Raw genomic sequence first — 16,221 nt, 5'->3', positions numbered from 1 at the left:
TATCTGAGGCAAACCATTCGGCAAACGAGCTTTCGGTTTCTTGTAGTTTTAAAGAATGCAATTGAATATTTTTTGGCAATCTGTTTTGTATTTTTTGTGCAAAATCAACAACCATATTTTCACTAGTTGGTTGATAATCAACAAGAATAACGTGATGTCCGCGATTAGAAAGTTCTTTTGCTAATTCAACATGTGGCGTGTTCTTATTGAAAACAGTTGCATGGTCAAAATTATCAACAATTTCTTCTCTTACAATGGTTTTTAAATCAGTAAAATCGATTACCATTCCAAACTTAACATTTGTATTATCCAAAATTGGAGTTCCAATAACGGTAACTGATAATTTATAACTGTGTCCATGAACATTTTTACATTTTCCGTCATAGCCATAAAGAGCATGACCTGTTTCAAAAGAAAACTGTTTGGTAATTCTAATTTTGCTCATAATATTATTTTGAACAAAATTAATAATCTAATTTAACAAAAAGTAGTTAATAAAATTATATTTTTACAAAAATTTTGGGGATGTAGCTCAGTTGGTTAGAGTGTTTGCCTGGCAGGCAAGAAGTCGTGGGTTCGAATCCCATCTTCTCCACTAGATTTTTTTTAAATTTTTAGAAAAAATTAATTAAATTATACTCGAATCCCATCTTGAATAATTATTATTTTAAATTTTTAGAAAAAATTAATTAAATAGTACTCGATTCCCATCTTGAATAATTATTATTTTAAGTTTTTAGAAAAAATTAATTAAATAGTATCGAATCCCATCTTGACTAATTATTGTTTTAAATTTTTAGAAAAAATTAATTAAAGAATTGTTCGAATCCAAATTATTAAACACTAGATTTTTTTTAAATTTTTAGAAAAAATTAATTAAATTATGCTCGAATCCCATCTTGAATAATTATTATTTTAAATTTTTAGAAAAAATTAATTAAATAGTACTCGAATCTCATCTTAACTAATTATTGTTGTAAATTTTTAGAAAAAATTAATTAAAGATTACCGAATCCCATCTTGACTAATTATTATTTTAAGTTTTTAGAAAAAATTAATTAAATAGTACTCGAATCTCATCTTGACTAATTATTGTTTCAAAATTTTAGAAAAAATTAATTAAAGATTACCGAATCCCATCTTGACTAATTATTGTTTCAAATTTTTAGAAAAAATTAATTAAAGATTACCGAATACCATCTTGACTAATTATTGTTTCAAATTTTTAGAAAAAATTAATTAAACAGTACTCGAATCACATCATCAGTAATCATGTTTTAAATTTTTAGAAAAAAACTATCTAGTTAATTTTCAGAAAAATAATACAGAATAATTTTGTTAATTAAATTATATTTTATACATTCGTAAAACTATTAACCATTTAAAAACAATTGCTTATGAAAAATTTATCTTTGTTTGTTTGTTTGTTTGTTTGTTTGTCGAATGTGAATGCACAGCAGTGTGGAACTGAATCCATAGTTGAAAATCAAAATTATGAAAGAAATGTTGCTGTTCCTTACATTCCCACAACTAACAATTTATGTATAAATATTGCTTTCAGAATTTTTAGAAATAATGATGGAACTAATGGATATGATGTCACGAAAATACCTGCAATTTTAAATAATTTAAATCAAGTTTTCAATCCCCATAATATAACAATAAATCAACTTGGAACCTACGATTTTATAGACAATTCAAATTACAATAATAATGCTGCGGCAATAAGCATACCGCAAATTGCCAATGCAATTAATATTTATTTAGTTACTGATTATTCTTCTCCTGGAGAAGCTTTTTATGGCATTAACACAACAACCAGAGTAATTGTTGAAAAAAGTGCTTTACTAAATATCGATAATGCTCTAGCTCACGAAATTGGGCATTGTTTAAACCTTCAACACACTCATAAGGGATCTTTTAATAATTCTTCGTCAGCACCTTGTTATGGCTTTAATGCAACTTTAGCAGAAAATCCAAATGGTTCAAATAAGAATACTCATGGAGATTTAGTTCCCGACACACCTGCGGATAAATATGTAACGGATAATTCATGTATTCCAACAACATTAAATTGGAATTTAAGTTTATATAACCCAGATAAAAGTAATATTATGTCTTATTGGTTAAATGCTAAAGACCATTTTACAACAGGTCAAGGGATTAGAATGCGTGATGCTATTGAAAATGCAGCATATTTGCAACCTTTTCGCTCTTATGGATGTAGTGCTAAAATTATTGGTCCTACAAAATTATGCCGATTAAGAAATCAAAATGGAATTTACAGTGTTTCAGGAACAACATTTGCAACACCTCCAACATACAATTGGAGTGTAACTGGAAAATTACAAATTAATGGAGTTTCTACAAATCCGACAGCTAATATTTCTTATTTTAATGGAGGTAATTCATCTACTTCATCAATAGTTACTGTTACTATGAATGGAACAATAGTAAAAACCAAAACTATAAAAACAAATTGTTGGTTTGGGTCATTTAGAATATCTGGAACGTATGATTGGGTAAGTAAAGACTTCGGAAATATGGGATTAATAGTTCCTATTGATCCAGAGGACGAAGATGACCCAATAGTAAAATATAATTGGGAAATAATAGAAAATCCAAACGCTACAGCTACAAATAACGAAGGCACAAAACCTCATTTTATTGGAGCTACTTCAAATGAACCAAATAAATTTACAAGCAATTCTAATCAAGCCATAGTTAATTGGGGTTCTAGTACAAATAGTTATTTAATTAGTTGTAATGGTGTTTCATTATCTGGTGAAGAATTTTTAATTAATGAAAATTATGTTGATGTTGGTGACCCAAAAAACAATCCTTGTTTTAAAAATGCGGTTCAATCAATTATTGCTCCTAATCATGTTAGAAATGGGCAAATAAATGTTATTGTAATAAAACCAGAACATACATCACCATGCAATTATAAAGACCTTGAAGAACCGCAATTTTTTAATAGTGATCTTGATAAGGTAAATAATTCAATAACCATTTTTGACTATAATGGTAATGAAGTTTACAGAAATGTTTTCGAGACAAATGAATTTACAATAGATAACGTAAATTTAATTAGTGGAAACAATTATGTAGTAAATTTATTTACAAATGAAGGAGGTTTTAGACAACAAATAATAATAGCAGAATAATTAAAATAAAGAAATTATGAAAAAAATAATAGTAATACTAATTAGTAGTATAGCTTATTTAAGTTGTTCATCAAATGATGGAAACAGCGTTACATCAACTAGTTCTTTAAAACAGATTATAACTAACAATGGTGATATAATCAATGAAACTTATACTATAGAATATAAATTTGATAATGATGGAAAAGTTATTAAGGAAATTAATACTAACCAGTTTTTTCCACAATACAACAGTATAAGTACTTTTGAATATGACAATCAAGGTAGAGTAATTAAAGAAACTCGAAATAATGAAGTGGGTACTATTGTTGTATGGAATGAAAATGTAGCTACTATTTACAGCACCTCGGGTAATGCAATTAATTATACTTTTTCAAATGATAAAGTTACAGAAATCAATTATACTGGAAACGGAAACATCCATAAATTCAATTATGACGAAAATGACAATGTTATTTCAGAGGTTCAAGCTGATACTGTTTTTGTCGAATATCTTGATTATGATACAACAGTGATAAATCCGATGCATTTAATTAAATCAATTGGAGTTTTAAGAATGCATAAAAACCCTTATTTTAAAAACTTTTTTCAAACTAAAAAAGTATATCCTTATCAAGATGATGATTATTCTACACCAATTCAATATTTTCAATTTGAAAAATTTGTTGATAGTGAAAATAGAATCATTAAAATTGATAATGAAGAAAATCATTATATTTCTAGGTTTGAGTATAATTAAATTTTTTATATACAAATGAAGGAGGTTTTAGACAACAAATAATTATAGCAGAATAATTAAAATAAAGAAATCATGAAAAAAATAATATTAACACTCATTAGTTGCATAACAATAGTAAGTTGCTCCAATAATGATGAAAATAATCAAACCAACTTAATGAAAGAAAAATTGGTTGGTACTTGGAAACTTATTGGTTATTATGACGATATGGATAATGACCCAATAACTGGAACTAATTATCATTTAGTTGAGAATGGTGATGTTTATAAATTTAGTTCTGATGGACAATTTGATAATGTTGGTGATGAAATAAATCCTGATGGAATATTTTCAGTTTCCGAAGATTCTGTCATTACAAGGAATTTTAATGCAAATTCTTTAAACCCAAATATGACATTTAATGATAAGATTTTAATATTGAATGAGCAGTATTTAGAATATTATCCCTTTCTTGGAGAAGGTTCATTAGGTTGGCGAGAGAGATATCAAAAAGTTGAACAATAATCATGAAAAAAATATTTTTAACACTAATTATTAGTATAGCATTTTTTAGTTTTTCATCTAATGATGGAATTAATTCAATAACCATTTTTGACTACAATGGTAATGAAGTGTATAGAAATGTTTTCGAGACAAATGAGTTTACAATAGAAAATGTAAATTTAATTAGCGGAAATAATTATGTTGTAAATTTATTTACCAATGAAGGCGGTTTTAGACAACAAATAATAATTGCAGAATAAAATTTAAATAAAGAAAAATGAAAAAATTAATTTTATCTATTATTACATTTATTGTAATAATTAGTTGTTCATCAAACGATGGAAATAACACAACATCTACTAGCACCTTAAAAGAGATTGTAACAGATTCATCAGAAGAAAATATTATACATACTAAAGAATATTTTTTTGATAGTGATGGTAAAGTTTTAAAAGAAGTTTTCAATAGTATTATATTTCCACAATACAACAGTACAAGTACTTTTGAATATGACAATCAAGGTAGAGTAATTAAAGAAATTCGTAATAATGAATTGATTATTAATGTTGTATGGAGTGGAAATGTAGCTACTTTGTATGGAAATCCAATAGATTTAAGTGTAAACAATGCCTTAAGCTATACTTTTTTAAATGATAAAGTAATTGAAAGCCATTTTATGGGAGACATTCATAAATTCAATTATGACGAAAATGACAATGTTATTTCAGAGGTTCAAGCTGATACTGTTTTTGTCGAATATCTTGATTATGATACAACAGTTACAAATCCTATGCATTTAATTAAATCAATTGGAGTTTTAAGAATGCATTCAAACCCTTATTTTAAAAACTTTTTTCAAACTAAAAAAGTATATCCTTATCAAGATGATGATTTTAATTTTCCTTTAAGTTATTTTCAATTTCAAAAAACAGTAAATAGTGAAAATAAAATTATCAAAATTGACAATAATGAAAATTATTATATCTCTAGGTTTGAGTATAATTAAATCTTTTTATTTACCAATGAAGGTGGTTTTAGACAACAAATAATTATAGCAGAATAATTAAAATAAAGAAATCATGAAAAAAATAATTATAATATTTACATTATTTGTATTCTTAGGTTGTAGTGAAAATAATGAAACCAACAATACTAATCCTAAATTACAATCAAAATTAATTGGTACATGGGTAAACGAAGGATATTATGATGATGTAGCAACTGATGAAAATCCTGATGGTTTTTATCCAATTCCTAATGGAATTAGTACTACCTATACAAATGAAACATTTAATTCTACACTTTTTGGAAATCCTCATGATAGTGGGACTTACACTATTTCAAATGATAGTTTATTATCACAAAATAACGAATTAATCGGTAAAATTTATTCAATCGATAATTCAAAATTAATAATAACTATTCCATCTGGTTATGGTGCGATACGATATGGTAAAATCAATGATAACTAATTTTTTATAGAAAATGTAAATCTTAAAAGACCGTTTCAAAAAATGAAACGGTCTTTTATTATTAATAAATTAATTAAATAGCACTCGAATCCCATCATGAATAATAATTATTTTAAATTTTTAGAGAAAATTAATTAAATTATACTCGAATCTCATCTGACTAATTATTATTTTAAATTTTTAGAAAAAATTAATTAAATAATACTCGAATCCCATCTTAACTAATTATTGTTGTAAATTTTTATAAAAAATTAAAATTTAGTGTCATATGAATTTCCAACATCTTCATTTATAATAAAAACACTTATTGTATACCAATCCTTTATAAAATAATCTGTTACGTATAAATTTTCAGTATCTGTATCTAATTCTTTGTCTGGAAAACCTTCAATTTGTATTATGTAATTTCCATTTATTCTTATGTAGGAGTAAGAGTTTCCTATAACAATTTTAGAAAGATTATCAGAATTAAAAATCTTGGAATAACTATCGTTTTCTAGTTCAAATCTTGATGAAAATTTATATGCATCGTTTGACTTTGGTATTGTATTTCCGTCTAAATACGTTTTTAACGCATTATTTAATTTTTCTCTGTGTCATTCATTATAACAAATTACATAAAAATTTGCTATGCCTTCAAATCCTGAAAAATATAATTTTTTGTGAAAATTTTTCTCTCTATTATCTTTATAACTTAAAGCATATATATTAAATTCTATTTTTCTAATTTTTAGAGAATCTACTTCTGCTTTTAAACATACGCCAACAAAATTTTTATCATGATTTTTAAGAATAGAATCATTCAATCTAGTTCCATTCAAAAATAAATTAATAGCAAAGTTTTGAAATTTTTCTTGGCTAGTACTGTCTTTTTCAATGAGTAACTTTTTTAAATAAATATCTTCAATATCTCTTTTAATTTCTTGAGATTTTATGATATTAAAACTGATTAATAGTAAAAAGGTAAATGCAATTCTTTTTTTCATTTTTATTAAAATCACTATTCTTTGGTTACAACCTGCATTGTTTCTCTAGAAATTTGTTTCAATAAAACTATTTTATCTTTTTCTACCATTTCGGAAGCATCTTTTGTAAAATGCCTAATAGTATAAAGTGAAACATTTTCGTTATAAGATACTTTAAACTTTTTAGACAAAATGGTTTTTAATTCATTAAAATTTTCAAATTTATCTTCAATACAAACCGAGAAACTAATAGCTGAATTTTGAATCAAACTAACTTTTATTTTGAACTTATGAAGCAACGCGAAAATTTCACTAATATTTTCTTCCATAATAAATGAAAAATCTATTGAAGAAAGCGAAATTAATAACTGATTTTTCTTAACAATAAAACAAGCCGTTTTTGGCTCTAAATCGGCACCTTTAGAAACTGAAGTACCAGGCAATAATGGATTTATAAATGATTTTACAAATAATGGGATTTCTTTTTTTTGAAGCGGTTGAAGTGTTTTTGGATGAATTACACTTGCGCCATAAAAAGCTAATTCAATGGCTTCGCGATAGGAGATTTGATTTAGTAAAACCGCATTTTCAAAATATCTTGGATCGGCATTTAAAACTCCAGGAACATCTTTCCAGATGGTAACACTTTCTGCGCTTAAGCAATAGGCAAAAATTGCAGCTGTATAATCTGAACCTTCACGACCAAGAGTTGTTGTAAAATTATTCTCGTCAGAGCCCAAAAATCCTTGTGTAATGTTTAATGCCTTTTTCTTTATTCCTTTCGAAATTAGTTTTTGAGTTTGTTCCCAATCAACTTCTGCATCTCTATAAGTTGCGTCTGTTTTTATAAAATTTCTAACATCTATCCAATTGTTTTTTAATTCTTTATGATTAAAATAATGGCTTACAATTGTTGTAGAAACAATTTCGCCATAACTAATTACTTGGTCGTAAACAAAATTATAATTAGGTGATTTATTACTTCTTAAAAAATATTCTAAATCGGCAAAATGGCTGTTTACTGCAAAAAAAACATCATGTTCTTCGTCGTCAAATAAATCTAATAAAATTTGGTTGTGGTATTTTCTAACTTCTTGAAGCGAAGCATGAAATTCGTTAGATTTTTCAAAATAGTTTTTGATAACTGTTTCAAGTGCATTGGTTGTTTTTCCCATTGCAGAAATAACAATTAGCAAATCTTCGTGACCAACTTTTAAAAGTAAATCAAAAACATTTTTTATTCCATTAGCATCTTTTACTGATGCTCCACCAAATTTGAATATCCTCATTCTATATTAGTATTAAGACTTTAGTATTAAGTATTAAGATTAATTTTTTCTAAAAATTCATTAATTCCTTTTTCATCCATTTGAACTAAATTCCAATCTTCAAGCATTTTAGCTCCAGTTTTTTTATAAAAATCTATTGCTGGTGTGTTCCAATCTAAAACTGCCCATTCAATTCTTTTCACATTGTCTCGTTTTCCTTGTGCAATAATTTCACTATACAATGCAAATCCTGCACCAGTTCCGCGTTTATTTTCTTTTACAATTAAATCTTCTAGATGAATTGTTTTTCCTTTCCAAGTAGAATATCTGTAATAATAAAGTGCAATTCCAATTATCTCATTATCAATTTCTGCAACAAAAGTATAAAACAATGGATTTTCGGCAAAACCATCACGAACTAAATCATCAACAGTTACAACTACTGCATTGGGTTCTTTTTCGTAAACTGCCAATTCTTTTATCAATTCTAAAACCGAATTCATGTCGATTGGAGTTCCTTTTCTTATTATCATTTTAGTAAAATAAGTTTCAAAAATACAAATTGCTTTGCCAGTTCGCAAATACTTGAGTCCAAATTCCATTATAAAAGATTTGGAATTTGGAATTTTAAAATTATAGTTATATTGAATTTATTTTTTCTTCTTTTTAACTACCTTTTTTACAGGAATTTTTGTTGAAACCGCTTTATTATTTATTGGTTTTGTAACGTAAGTTTTGTATAAACCATCACTAATTGCTCTTTGTTTTGCATTTTCGGCTCTGTCTTTTGGATCTGGATGTGAACTCATCATTTTGGTTAAAAAATCGGCAGAATTTCCTCCACTTTTACTAGCCAAAAGTGCAAAAGCTGCTTCTACAGCATTTACATCATAACCATTTTGTTTCATAAAATCATAAGAAAAATTATCTGCTTCAGTTTCTTGCTTTCTGCTGTGTTTACTGTCAAGCATTGCGCTTCCAAGTTGTCCTAATTGGCTGTCTGTAATTTTAGCAATTTTATCAGATTGTGATGAAACTACTCCAATTAATGCTCCTTTTCTTAAAGCTGCTTTCATTGCATCTTTAGTATCTTCATTGGCAACGTGACCAATTTCGTGACCAATAACTGCAAGTAATTGATTATCATCCATAATATCCATCAGGCCAGAATATACTCTAACACTTCCGTCTGCAGTTGCAAATGCGTTAACATCTTTGGTTAAATATACTTTATAATTTAATGTCAATCCTTTTTCGGCTGCGTGTTTTCCAAAAATTCTATTTAATCTTATTGAATATCCATCTTTTGCACCTGCAACAACATTGGTAGAATCCATTTTTCTTACTGCATCTTTAGATAATTTTGCTGCATCTTCATTACTAAAAGTAAAACTTGCAACTCCACTTTGTAATGCTCCAAGAGCTTTATCACCTAAATTTATTTGAGCATGTGCATTAGAAAAACTTAAAGTTACTAGTAGAATAAAAGTCAAAAATGATTTAATTTTCATGATATAAAATTTAATAAATTGAAGAGCAAAGATAAAATAAGTTTACCAAAAATATGTAGTAGAAATTTTACTGGTTTATAATTTAATTTTGATAAAATAAACGATATTTGCAAAAACACTACAACGATTTCGTAAATGGAAACACGCAATACAACTTTAGGAGAATTTATCATTGAAAATCAAAATGCTTTTCAATATTCATCTGGCGAATTATCTAGAATTATAAATTCTATTAGATTGGCAGCAAAAGTGGTAAATTACAAAGTAAATAAAGCAGGATTAGTTGATATTGTTGGTGCTGCTGGAGAACAAAATATTCAAGGAGAAGATCAACAAAAGCTTGATGTTTATGCCAATGAAGTTTTTATTCAAACTTTGATTAATCGTGAAATTGTATGCGGAATTGCATCTGAAGAAAATGATGATTTTATAACTGTAGCAGGAAGTGATAAATCTCATAATAATAAATATGTAGTATTAATGGATCCTTTGGATGGTTCATCTAATATTGATGTAAATGTTTCTGTGGGAACAATTTTTTCGGTTTTTAGACGTGTAACGCCAATTGGAACTCCAGTACAAAGTGAAGATTTTCTTCAAAAAGGAATTCATCAAGTTGCTGCAGGTTATGTTATTTACGGAACTTCAACCATGTTGGTTTATACAACTGGTCATGGTGTAACTGGTTTTACGTTAAATCCGGCAATTGGAACTTTTTATCTTTCGCATCCAAATATGAAGTTTTCTAAAGATGGAACCATTTATTCTATCAATGAAGGAAATTATGTTCATTTTCCGCAAGGAGTTAAGAATTATTTAAAATATTGTCAATTAGAAGAAGGCGATAGACCATACACTTCAAGATACATTGGAAGTTTAGTATCTGACATTCATAGAAACATGATTAAAGGCGGAATTTATATCTACCCAACAAGCTCTAAAGCGCCAAAAGGTAAACTTAGATTATTATATGAATGTAACCCAATGGCATTTATAGCTGAACAAGCTGGCGGAAAAGCATCTGATGGCTATACAAGAATTATGGAAATTGAACCTACAGAATTGCACCAACGTGTTCCTTTTTTCTGCGGAAGCTTTAACATGGTTGAAAAAGCAGAAGAATTCATGAAACTCTCAATTGTGTAATCAAAATTCTAAAATTATTTTTTAGTCAAAAAAAATTAGCATTTGTAAGTAGAAATTTGTTAGATTTGCTAACATTTTTCAACAAATCTACTTTATTTATATGTCTAAAAATCAACCAAAAGAAACAGAAGTTGCTGCGGTAAATCCGTTAGAATCTTCTCAAAGATTGGAAGCTATCAAAAACCTAATTTTTGGTGAAAATATTCAACAAATTGACAAGGAATTCCAATCAATAAAAAACCATGTCGAAAAAAGAAAAGAAGAACTTGAAGACTTCATAGCAGAAACTCGCAAAGAATTAAACGCTACTATTGACAATCTAGCAACCGATTTAAACATTAGAATTACTGATTTAGAAAACAGTATGAATGATAAAACGGATGAACTCAATCATAAAAAAGTTGATCGAAACTTGCTTGGAACATTATTAGTTTCTATGGGTGAAAAGATTATGAAAGACTAAATAGTTTTTTATGACCGATTCAGAGAAATTTATTAAGCTCAAAGAACTTCTTCTTAATGAGGACAGAGATTTTGCGCAAAATATTCTACAAAAACTAGATTCTCTTGAAGACACCGTAAATACACATGAAAAACTTTCAGAAAAAGTAAACCCAATAATAGACAAAAAACTAGACACTTTTGTAGAAGGAATTCCAGATAAATTGGGTCCAGTTATTGCTGAAGCACTAATAAAATCTCAGGATAAAGTAGTAGAAGCGCTTTTTCCAATTATGGGAAAAATGATTAAAAAGTATATTCAACAAGAAATGAAAATACTTTCAGACAAAATTAACAATCAGTTACAAAACACCTTTTCATTAAAAGCAATTAAAAGAAAGTTCAAATCAATTTTTTCTGGAGTTTCTGAAAACGAAATTATACTTTCTGAGTTAAACAATATAAAAGCAGAGCAAGTGTTTTTGATTGAAAAAGGGTCAGGATTAATAATTGCAAGTGTTTCTAAAGAAGAAAGTGTTGATGAAGATATGATTGCCGGAATGTTAACAGCAATTAAAAGCTTTGTTGAAGATGCATTTAAAAAAGACGAACAAAGTTTAGAATTAATTCAGTATGAATTGTTTGATATTCATATTCAAAACTTCACTACTTATTATTTTGCAGTAGTTATTTCAGGAGGATTAGATGCCGCTTTTAAAAATAAATTGGAAGACAAATTATTCAATATTGCTTCAAATATAAAAACTGATTCGATTGATAAAGAACAAATTATTATTAAATTAAAACAATTTATAGAAAATGAATAGTTCTAAAAAAGTAGTTTTAGTTGGGCATTTTGGAGTTGGCAAGTCTTCATTAATGAGACGTTTTGTGCAAAACACATTCTCTGATAATTATATTGTAACTATTGGTGTACACATCTTAAAAAAGGAAATAAAAGTTGAAAAAACCAACTTAACTTTAATAATTTGGGATATTGAAGGAAAAGATGATATTACTACAATTCGTTCTTCTTACTTGCTTGGAACTTCTGGATTTGTATATGTTATTGATCCAACAAGACCACAAACTTATGACCGATTTAATGAAGGATTAGAGTTTCTTAAAACAACATATCCAAAAGCTCAAATTGTAGCAGTGGCTAACAAATCAGACTTAATAAATGTTGATGAATTTAAAACTCTTTTAGAATCTAAAAACATTGCAATTGATTTTTTTGCAAGTGCAAAAGAAGGAATAGAAATCGAAAATTTATTTCAAACTATTGGCGCCAAAATGATTTAGTATGTTTGAAGAAATTAGAAATAAATACCTTTATAATAAAACCCAAATTATTGTACTAAACAAGCAAGGATTAGTTATAGATTCTGATGACATAATTTATCAAATTACACCTCAAACTTCGATTGCCGATTTTCATCCTTTTTTTGAAACTATTCTGTCTCTAATTGACCTTAACGAAAAAGAATATACTTTTAGTTGTATTCATCTTGACATAAATTCAAAAAAAACATCTCTAGATATAATTTTTAATTCGGGTTCCAATGACCTAAATCCATTTTTGATTTTTATAGATTTTACAAAGCATTATAATAATTTTCAAAGCATTGCTCAAGAAAAAAACGAATCAGTTTTAAGTTTTCATTTATCTGATTTAAAAAACCAACAATTAGAATCTGAAAAGAATTTTAAAAATAAATTTCTGGCCAATGTTACTCACGATATAAGAACGCCAATTAGTGCTTCACTTTGGTTTTTAGGAATGTTAGAGAAATCTGAAATCAACGCACATCAAAAAGAACTAATAGATTTATTAAAAGAAACCAACATTCATATAAAAGAACTTGTTGATGATATTTTAGACTTATCAAAAATTGAAAAAGGGCTAATTGAAATTGAGCAAAAACCTTTTGATTTAAAATCTACTTTAGACCAAATCGAAAAACTTATAAGCCACAAAGCCGTTACTAAAGGAATCGATTTTAAGTTAGAAATAGATGAAAATTTACCAAGAAATATAATTGGTGACAAAAAAAGATTTATTCAAATAATTATAAATTTATTAGATAATTCGGTGAAATTTACAAAAGAAGGAACAGTTTTACTTTCAGTTACAAGAGATAAAGTGATAAAGAATAATTCAATTCTAATGATTAAAGTTTCTGATACAGGAACTGGAATAAAATCTAATTTTAAAGAAGAGGTATTTCAAAGTTTTAAAAAACTTCATAATTCTAAAAAAATTGAAGGATTAGGACTTGGTTTGTCAATTGTTTCTAATCTTGTTCAACTCATGAACGGAAAAATAGATTACACTTCAATAGTAAATGTTGGCACAACTTTCGTTATTGAATTGCCACTACAAATTAAAAAATAAAAGCCACGATTTATCATGGCTTTCTATATAATTTTAGTGTGAAAATACTATTTATTCATGTGTGTCATTTCATACACAAATGTATCAGAATCTACACTCATCAACAATAAAGACAAAGCTTTATCAACAATAAAAGGTACATTTCCTGGCGTAAAACCTAGTGCTAAAGCAAATTTTGTTAAAATTTCTTTTTGTTTTGGTCCCAAAACATGATCAACATAAACCATTCTTGATAAATCATACAAACGCTCCAATCGTTGCGCATGCAAATAAGGAGGATTAATTGGATATTTCAATGGGTTTTCAAGAATCTCTTCATACTCAGCTGCCGAAATCTCCAATCGCACAGCAAGTTTGTCTAAAAATTCTTTTTCCTCTTTACTTAAATCACCATCAGCAATTGCAACACGCACAATAGATGAAAAATGACCTTTATTTCTAGTTTTAAATTCGCTATCAAATAAATCTGAAAATGACATAATTATATTGGTTTTATACTGCAAAGGTAATTTAATTTCCTCAAAAAAGGAAAATGTTTTTAAACGAATTTAAGATAAACTTCTGATTAAAATACAAAATAAATTGTAAGTTTACATTCCCAAAATACCTTAAAACACATTACCATGTCAGATTTTTGGATTTATTTCAAAATTGGTCTCAACCATGTTTTAGACATTAATGGCTATGATCACGTTTTATTTCTTATAGCATTAACTGTTCCTTACGCATTTAAAGATTGGAAAAGAATAGTGTTATTAGCAACCATTTTTACCATTGGACACACCTTGTCCTTGCTGCTTTCTGTATTAAACATCATCACGGTAAAAGCCAATATTATCGAATTATTAATTCCAATTACAATATTAATTACCGCTTTTTACAACATTCTCACAGCCGGAAAATCATCAAAGCAAGACAGCATAACCTTTATTGGAGCAGTAACATTATTTTTTGGAATCATTCATGGTTTGGCATTTTCTAACTATTTCAAAGCCATTTTACCAGGAAAACCAACCGATAAACTAATTCCTTTATTCGAGTTTTCATTAGGAATCGAAACATCACAAATCATAGTAATTCTTGCAGTTTTAACACTATCGTTTGTAGTTCAAACCTTGTTTAGATTCAGCAAACGCGATTTCACACTTGTTATGTCGGCATTCGTTCTTGGAGTTGTTGTACCACTAATTATAGACAATCCAATCTTTAAAAAATAAAAATTCATAGCTATTATTAGTATGAAGCGAATCAGTAGTTATATTTGTAAACCATTTTCCTGCTCTTCACTATACAAGGTGTCGTTTCGATCAGGGCTAAACGGCAAACCATTTGAATAAAATTCAAAATTAAAATGGTAAATTTCACAAAATAGAGATACTGAAATAAATTCAGCATGAAAGAAAAAAAACAAAACAAATACGACAAAGCATATTTACGAATAGCATCAGAATGGAGCAAATTATCCTACTGTAAACGAAAGCAAGTTGGCGCAATAATAGTTCGCGACAGAATGATAATTTCTGATGGTTACAACGGTACACCATCGGGTTTTGAAAACTGCTGCGAAGACGAAGAAGGATTAACTCAATGGTACGTTCTTCATGCTGAAGCAAATGCCATATTAAAAGTTGCAAGCTCAACTCAATCTTGCGAAAACGGCACGTTATACATCACACTTTCGCCTTGCAAAGAATGTAGTAAGTTAATTCATCAATCAGGAATAAAAAGAGTAGTTTATAAAAACGGATATCGCGACACTTCTGGAATAGATTTTTTAATAAAAGCAGGAATCGAAGTTTCGCAAATTGAAGATTTAGAATAATTTTTGTGTTTTATCATTTCAACTTTTTATTTGTAGAAATAATAAATTTAAAATAAAATAATTTAATTTATAAAACGTTTTACTTTTAAATACTAAACAAAAACAAGTTCAGCATAAAATGAAAATAAATAAAATATACATACCATTACTTTTTTTTTCATGCATCGGCTTGGGAATAGTCGTTGGCGGATTACTAAATTATCCAATAGAAAAACCTTCATTTGCCAAAAATGATTACAAAACAAAACTCAACAAACTCATAAATTTTATTGACAACGAATATGTCGACGATGTAAAAACCGATTCTATTGTAGACTTAACTGTAAATAATATTCTTGCAAATCTCGATCCACATTCTGTTTATGTTCCTCCAAGTTCCCAAACAGCTGTTGCCGAAAGCATGAAAGGTGATTTTGTTGGAATTGGAGTTAATTTCTATTCTTTCAACGATACAATTGCTGTGATAAAACCAATAGAAAATGGACCAGCACAAAAAGCAGGAATCAAAGAAGGTGACCGAATTTTATATGCAGACAAATTCAAATTATTTGGAAAAAAACTAAAAACCGAAGTCTTATTTAGCAAATTAAAAGGCGAAAAAGATTCAGAAGTAAATCTTACTATTTATAGAAAATCAGAAAAAAAGCAACTTCAAATTAAAGTAATACGCGATATAATTCCAATAAAAAGTGTAGATATTGCTATTTTACTTAACAAAACTACAGGTTATATAAAAATAAATCGTTTTGCCGAGACAACCGCACAAGAATTTCATTTGGCATTACTTAAACTAAAGAAAAGTAGCATCA

20 protein-coding genes and 1 tRNA gene are annotated in these 16,221 nt (G+C 27.6%); 15 read left to right on the top strand and 6 right to left on the bottom strand.

The features are described 5' to 3' along the window. Window positions 1-445 (bottom strand): 6-pyruvoyl trahydropterin synthase family protein (locus ACH2BO_RS07415; RefSeq protein ID WP_395044115.1); only part of this gene is annotated, 445 nt, incomplete at its 3' end. A gap of 76 nt (window positions 446-521) precedes the next feature. Here ACH2BO_RS07415 and ACH2BO_RS07410 point away from each other — a divergent pair. The 7 genes from ACH2BO_RS07410 to ACH2BO_RS07380 all read left to right on the top strand — a co-directional run bounded on the left by ACH2BO_RS07410 (window position 522) and on the right by ACH2BO_RS07380 (window position 5,861). Further along, a tRNA-Ala gene (locus ACH2BO_RS07410) sits at window positions 522-595 on the top strand. Window positions 596-1,397: 802 nt separating this feature from the next. Continuing rightward, a complete protein-coding gene (locus ACH2BO_RS07405) occupies window positions 1,398-3,167 on the top strand; it encodes a M43 family zinc metalloprotease (RefSeq protein WP_395044114.1) in 1,770 nt (589 codons plus the stop codon). A 16-nt stretch (window positions 3,168-3,183) separates the two neighbouring features. Next, window positions 3,184-3,906, top strand: coding sequence for a hypothetical protein (locus ACH2BO_RS07400; RefSeq protein ID WP_395044113.1), 723 nt, complete (start codon window positions 3,184-3,186; stop codon window positions 3,904-3,906). Window positions 3,907-3,978: 72 nt separating this feature from the next. Next, window positions 3,979-4,410, top strand: coding sequence for a lipocalin family protein (locus tag ACH2BO_RS07395; RefSeq protein ID WP_395044112.1), 432 nt, complete (start codon window positions 3,979-3,981; stop codon window positions 4,408-4,410). A 2-nt stretch (window positions 4,411-4,412) separates the two neighbouring features. After that, complete coding sequence (locus ACH2BO_RS07390; protein ID WP_395044111.1) at window positions 4,413-4,649, top strand: hypothetical protein; 237 nt, start codon at window positions 4,413-4,415, stop codon at window positions 4,647-4,649. A 17-nt stretch (window positions 4,650-4,666) separates the two neighbouring features. Then, window positions 4,667-5,395, top strand: coding sequence for a hypothetical protein (locus ACH2BO_RS07385; protein WP_395044110.1), 729 nt, complete (start codon window positions 4,667-4,669; stop codon window positions 5,393-5,395). Between the two features lie 73 nt (window positions 5,396-5,468). Continuing rightward, the gene (locus ACH2BO_RS07380; RefSeq protein WP_395044109.1) at window positions 5,469-5,861 is read left to right on the top strand and encodes a hypothetical protein; all 393 of its coding nucleotides are present in this window, start codon (window positions 5,469-5,471) and stop codon (window positions 5,859-5,861) included. Window positions 5,862-6,457: 596 nt separating this feature from the next. Here ACH2BO_RS07380 and ACH2BO_RS07375 read toward each other — a convergent pair. From ACH2BO_RS07375 to ACH2BO_RS07360, 4 genes are all read right to left on the bottom strand, one after another. Next, a complete protein-coding gene (locus ACH2BO_RS07375) occupies window positions 6,458-6,847 on the bottom strand; it encodes a hypothetical protein (RefSeq protein ID WP_395044108.1) in 390 nt (129 codons plus the stop codon). A 14-nt stretch (window positions 6,848-6,861) separates the two neighbouring features. Beyond that, complete coding sequence (locus ACH2BO_RS07370; protein ID WP_395044107.1) at window positions 6,862-8,115, bottom strand: aspartate kinase; 1,254 nt, start codon at window positions 8,113-8,115, stop codon at window positions 6,862-6,864. Between the two features lie 26 nt (window positions 8,116-8,141). Further along, window positions 8,142-8,627: a GNAT family N-acetyltransferase gene (locus ACH2BO_RS07365; protein ID WP_395044116.1), complete on the bottom strand. Its 486-nt coding sequence runs from the start codon at window positions 8,625-8,627 to the stop codon at window positions 8,142-8,144. Window positions 8,628-8,744: 117 nt separating this feature from the next. Further along, window positions 8,745-9,605, bottom strand: coding sequence for a M48 family metalloprotease (locus tag ACH2BO_RS07360; protein ID WP_395044106.1), 861 nt, complete (start codon window positions 9,603-9,605; stop codon window positions 8,745-8,747). Window positions 9,606-9,740: 135 nt separating this feature from the next. Between ACH2BO_RS07360 and fbp the strand changes: the two genes are divergently transcribed. From fbp to ACH2BO_RS07335, 5 genes are all read left to right on the top strand, one after another. After that, window positions 9,741-10,751, top strand: a complete 1,011-nt coding sequence (fbp, locus tag ACH2BO_RS07355) for a class 1 fructose-bisphosphatase (RefSeq protein WP_395044105.1) — start codon at window positions 9,741-9,743, stop codon at window positions 10,749-10,751. Between the two features lie 100 nt (window positions 10,752-10,851). Continuing rightward, window positions 10,852-11,214: a fructose 1,6-bisphosphatase gene (locus tag ACH2BO_RS07350; protein ID WP_395044104.1), complete on the top strand. Its 363-nt coding sequence runs from the start codon at window positions 10,852-10,854 to the stop codon at window positions 11,212-11,214. A 10-nt stretch (window positions 11,215-11,224) separates the two neighbouring features. Next, window positions 11,225-12,019: a cell envelope biogenesis protein OmpA gene (locus tag ACH2BO_RS07345; RefSeq protein ID WP_395044103.1), complete on the top strand. Its 795-nt coding sequence runs from the start codon at window positions 11,225-11,227 to the stop codon at window positions 12,017-12,019. Next, a complete protein-coding gene (locus tag ACH2BO_RS07340) occupies window positions 12,012-12,497 on the top strand; it encodes a Rab family GTPase (protein ID WP_395044102.1) in 486 nt (161 codons plus the stop codon). The genes ACH2BO_RS07345 and ACH2BO_RS07340 overlap by 8 nt, the downstream gene beginning before the upstream one ends. A 1-nt stretch (window position 12,498) precedes the next feature. Continuing rightward, a complete protein-coding gene (locus ACH2BO_RS07335) occupies window positions 12,499-13,590 on the top strand; it encodes a sensor histidine kinase (protein WP_395044101.1) in 1,092 nt (363 codons plus the stop codon). A 47-nt stretch (window positions 13,591-13,637) separates the two neighbouring features. Here ACH2BO_RS07335 and ACH2BO_RS07330 read toward each other — a convergent pair whose 3' ends face one another. Then, window positions 13,638-14,069, bottom strand: a complete 432-nt coding sequence (locus tag ACH2BO_RS07330; RefSeq protein ID WP_395044100.1) for a TerB family tellurite resistance protein — start codon at window positions 14,067-14,069, stop codon at window positions 13,638-13,640. A 144-nt stretch (window positions 14,070-14,213) separates the two neighbouring features. Here ACH2BO_RS07330 and ACH2BO_RS07325 point away from each other — a divergent pair, with 144 nt between their 5' ends. From ACH2BO_RS07325 to ACH2BO_RS07315, 3 genes are all read left to right on the top strand, one after another. Further along, window positions 14,214-14,807: a HupE/UreJ family protein gene (locus tag ACH2BO_RS07325; protein ID WP_395044099.1), complete on the top strand. Its 594-nt coding sequence runs from the start codon at window positions 14,214-14,216 to the stop codon at window positions 14,805-14,807. A 176-nt stretch (window positions 14,808-14,983) separates the two neighbouring features. Next, window positions 14,984-15,412: a deoxycytidylate deaminase gene (locus ACH2BO_RS07320; RefSeq protein WP_395044098.1), complete on the top strand. Its 429-nt coding sequence runs from the start codon at window positions 14,984-14,986 to the stop codon at window positions 15,410-15,412. A 118-nt stretch (window positions 15,413-15,530) separates the two neighbouring features. Beyond that, on the top strand, window positions 15,531-16,221 hold a 691-nt coding region (locus tag ACH2BO_RS07315; RefSeq protein WP_395044097.1), incomplete at its 3' end, for a S41 family peptidase.

Origin of the sequence: Flavobacterium sp. (assembly GCF_043773265.1) — a bacterium.
In the GTDB taxonomy this organism is placed as follows: Bacteria; Bacteroidota; Bacteroidia; order Flavobacteriales; family Flavobacteriaceae; genus Flavobacterium.
The sequence above is the reverse complement of the archived record's forward strand: the minus strand, read 5'-3'. Positions and strand labels throughout refer to the sequence as shown.

What these genes read in the sequence shown, in the direction of transcription:
- ACH2BO_RS07405 (WP_395044114.1), top strand. Translation starts at nt 1,398, where the DNA reads ATGAAAAATTTATCTTTGTTTGTTTGTTTGTTTGTTTGTTTGTCGAAT.
- ACH2BO_RS07400 (WP_395044113.1), top strand. Translation starts at nt 3,184, where the DNA reads ATGAAAAAAATAATAGTAATACTAATTAGTAGTATAGCTTATTTAAGT.
- ACH2BO_RS07395 (WP_395044112.1), top strand. Translation starts at nt 3,979, where the DNA reads ATGAAAAAAATAATATTAACACTCATTAGTTGCATAACAATAGTAAGT.
- ACH2BO_RS07390 (WP_395044111.1), top strand. Translation starts at nt 4,413, where the DNA reads ATGAAAAAAATATTTTTAACACTAATTATTAGTATAGCATTTTTTAGT.
- ACH2BO_RS07385 (WP_395044110.1), top strand. Translation starts at nt 4,667, where the DNA reads ATGAAAAAATTAATTTTATCTATTATTACATTTATTGTAATAATTAGT.
- ACH2BO_RS07380 (WP_395044109.1), top strand. Translation starts at nt 5,469, where the DNA reads ATGAAAAAAATAATTATAATATTTACATTATTTGTATTCTTAGGTTGT.
- ACH2BO_RS07375 (WP_395044108.1), bottom strand. Translation starts at nt 6,847, where the DNA reads ATGAAAAAAAGAATTGCATTTACCTTTTTACTATTAATCAGTTTTAAT.
- ACH2BO_RS07370 (WP_395044107.1), bottom strand. Translation starts at nt 8,115, where the DNA reads ATGAGGATATTCAAATTTGGTGGAGCATCAGTAAAAGATGCTAATGGA.
- ACH2BO_RS07365 (WP_395044116.1), bottom strand. Translation starts at nt 8,627, where the DNA reads ATGATAATAAGAAAAGGAACTCCAATCGACATGAATTCGGTTTTAGAA.
- ACH2BO_RS07360 (WP_395044106.1), bottom strand. Translation starts at nt 9,605, where the DNA reads ATGAAAATTAAATCATTTTTGACTTTTATTCTACTAGTAACTTTAAGT.
- fbp (WP_395044105.1), top strand. Translation starts at nt 9,741, where the DNA reads ATGGAAACACGCAATACAACTTTAGGAGAATTTATCATTGAAAATCAA.
- ACH2BO_RS07350 (WP_395044104.1), top strand. Translation starts at nt 10,852, where the DNA reads ATGTCTAAAAATCAACCAAAAGAAACAGAAGTTGCTGCGGTAAATCCG.
- ACH2BO_RS07345 (WP_395044103.1), top strand. Translation starts at nt 11,225, where the DNA reads ATGACCGATTCAGAGAAATTTATTAAGCTCAAAGAACTTCTTCTTAAT.
- ACH2BO_RS07340 (WP_395044102.1), top strand. Translation starts at nt 12,012, where the DNA reads ATGAATAGTTCTAAAAAAGTAGTTTTAGTTGGGCATTTTGGAGTTGGC.
- ACH2BO_RS07335 (WP_395044101.1), top strand. Translation starts at nt 12,499, where the DNA reads ATGTTTGAAGAAATTAGAAATAAATACCTTTATAATAAAACCCAAATT.
- ACH2BO_RS07330 (WP_395044100.1), bottom strand. Translation starts at nt 14,069, where the DNA reads ATGTCATTTTCAGATTTATTTGATAGCGAATTTAAAACTAGAAATAAA.
- ACH2BO_RS07325 (WP_395044099.1), top strand. Translation starts at nt 14,214, where the DNA reads ATGTCAGATTTTTGGATTTATTTCAAAATTGGTCTCAACCATGTTTTA.
- ACH2BO_RS07320 (WP_395044098.1), top strand. Translation starts at nt 14,984, where the DNA reads ATGAAAGAAAAAAAACAAAACAAATACGACAAAGCATATTTACGAATA.